The 2,264-nt window shown below is 67.0% G+C and carries 3 protein-coding genes and 1 pseudogene; all 4 read right to left on the reverse strand.

Translation table 11 applies throughout. The features are described 5' to 3' along the window. A partial coding sequence (locus B2W70_RS03985; RefSeq protein ID WP_286743087.1) for a serine/threonine-protein kinase occupies positions 1-850 on the reverse strand: 850 nt, incomplete at its 3' end. Between the two features lie 14 nt (positions 851-864). Beyond that, positions 865-1,398: a transcription antitermination factor NusB gene (gene nusB / locus B2W70_RS03990; protein ID WP_058088592.1), complete on the reverse strand. Its 534-nt coding sequence runs from the start codon at positions 1,396-1,398 to the stop codon at positions 865-867. Next, on the reverse strand, positions 1,395-1,859 hold the full coding sequence (gene ribH, locus B2W70_RS03995; RefSeq protein WP_286743090.1) for a 6,7-dimethyl-8-ribityllumazine synthase: 465 nt from the start codon (positions 1,857-1,859) through the stop codon (positions 1,395-1,397). The genes nusB and ribH overlap by 4 nt, the downstream gene beginning before the upstream one ends. 64 nt (positions 1,860-1,923) lie before the next feature. Then, positions 1,924-2,264: pseudogene (locus tag B2W70_RS04000) on the reverse strand (bifunctional 3,4-dihydroxy-2-butanone-4-phosphate synthase/GTP cyclohydrolase II); the annotation flags it as partial.

Genomic DNA, 2,264 nt, shown 5'->3' on the forward strand with positions numbered 1-2,264 from the left:
GGTGCAACACCGCATCGGCGATCTCGTCGAGCGAGCCCCCCGTGAAAGCACGCCGCCCGGCCAGCAACTCGTAGAGCACCACGCCCAGGGCGTACACGTCCACGCGCTGGTCGCCAGGCTCTCGGCGCACCAACTCGGGCGCCATGTAGAAGGGCGAGCCGCCGATGAGCTCCTGGAAGCGGCTGGTCTCGTCGTCACGCTGCGCCAAGGCCTCGACCTGGCGGATGCGCGCGATGCCGAAATCCAGCACGCGCGGCTGCGTGCGCCCGACCATGAAGATGTTGGCCGGCTTGATGTCGCGGTGGGTCACGCCCTTGTGGTGGGCGTAGGACAGCGCATCAGCCACCCGCCGCACGATCAGCGCAGCCTGCTCGGGCGTGGGCTTCCAGCCCATGGACAAGAGGTGACGCAGGTCACGCCCCTTGAGCAGCTCCATGGCGATGTAGCTGCCCTGCTCGCTCGTGCCCGCGTCGTGCACGGTGACGATGTAGGAGTGGTTCAGGCCTGCTGACGCGCGCGCCTCGTGCAGCACCAGCTTGTCGAACTGCTCGCGCTCGGAAGCAGGCAAGTTCACGTTCAGCGTCTTGATGGCGATCAGGCGCGACAGCAAGGTGTCGTGCGCCGCATAGACGGTGCCCAGCCCACCTTCGCCGATCACGTACTTCAGCGCATAGCGGCCGATGTGCCCGATCGTGGGCAGCGACTCGGGCCGCACGCGGCGCAGCTCGGCCGGGTCTGGCTCGGGCAGTGGCCTGGTCTCGGAGATCGTGTCGACGTCATCGACCACGAGCCGATCTGCCTCCACCTCGTGAGGCTGGGTGACGGCGGGTTGCGTAGGGGGCGTGGACACAGCAGAGAGAAGGCTCAACGCTGTTTCGAACGATAGGCCTTGACTTCGTCGGGACGCAGACCAGGAGCGAGGTGGTCCAGCACGCCATTGACGAACTTGTGGCCATCGGTGCCACCAAAGGACTTGGCCAGCTCGACGGCCTCGTTGATCGCGACCTTGTAAGGCACGTCCAGGCAGTGGGTGAGCTCGTAAGCCCCGATCCACAACACGGCATGTTCGACGGGCGAGAGCTCCTGCACCGAGCGATCCAGGTACTTCAGGAGCACCGCATCGAGCTGTGCGGACTGCTCGATGCAGCCGTGCAGCAGGGCGTCGTAGTGGCCACGATCACACTTGGCGAACTCGGGGGCATCGCGCAGATCAGCGTCGATGGCACCCGGATCGCGCGGGTTGAGTTGCCACTCATAGAGGCCTTGCAGCGCGTACTCGCGAGCGCGGCGGCGAGAGGATTTGGCGCGGTCGCGCGGAGGCTGCGATGCTGCGGCACCGCGTTCGCTGCGGGCACCCTCGGAGGGGCCGCCAGGAGGGGTCGAGGTGGCGTCGCTCACAGCAGGTCGTCCAGCAGGTTGGCCATTTCGACGGCAACGCGGGCCGCGTCACGGCCCTTCTCTTGAACGCGGGCCTCGGCCTGCTCCTGGTTCTCGACCGTGAGGATGCAGTTGGCGATCGGCACGTGGTGGTCCAGGCTGACGCGGGTCACGCCGGCGCCGCTCTCGTTGGCCACCAACTCGAAGTGGTAGGTCTCGCCACGGATGATGCAACCCAGCGCCACGAGGGCGTCGTAGCGATCGCTGTCGGCCATGGCCTGCAGGGCCACGGGCACCTCGAGCGCGCCGGGCACGGTCACGTGGGTGATGTGCTTGCGTTGCACGCCCAGGGCCAGCAGCTCGTCGATGCAGACGGTGGCGAGGCGACCGGTGAGGTCATCGTTGAAACGGGCCTGAACGAGCCCGACCCGCAGGTCGTTGCCGTCGAGGCGGTTGGCGGTACCTTTGTCAGCGCCTTGCATGGGACATCCAATCTAAAGAGCGAAGTGAAAAGAACGAATCAAAGAACAATCGGCGGGCAAGCCGTCAGGCGTGAGGCACCGGCAGGCTCTGACCATCGGCCGTCAGGAAGCCGCTGACCTCCAGGCCATAACCGACCATGCTGGGCAGGCGTTGCTGGTTGCCCATCAGGCGCATGCGCTGCACACCCAGGGTTTTGAGGATCTGGGCGCCCACACCGTAGGTGCGCAGGTCAGCCGGGGTCTTGGGGACGGCTTGCGGGTCGGCGGGCAGCACGCGGTCGAGCAGTCGATCGGGGTCGTCACCCACGTTGAGCAGCACCACCACACCACGGCCGGCTTCGCGCACGGCAGCCAGGGCCTTGGGCAGCGGCCAGGAGTGGCTGCGGCTGCCGGCATCCAGCCAGT

It is taken from the genome of Aquabacterium sp. UBA2148, from assembly GCF_002328915.1.
GTDB classification, from domain to species: Bacteria; Pseudomonadota; Gammaproteobacteria; order Burkholderiales; family Burkholderiaceae_C; genus Aquabacterium; species Aquabacterium parvum.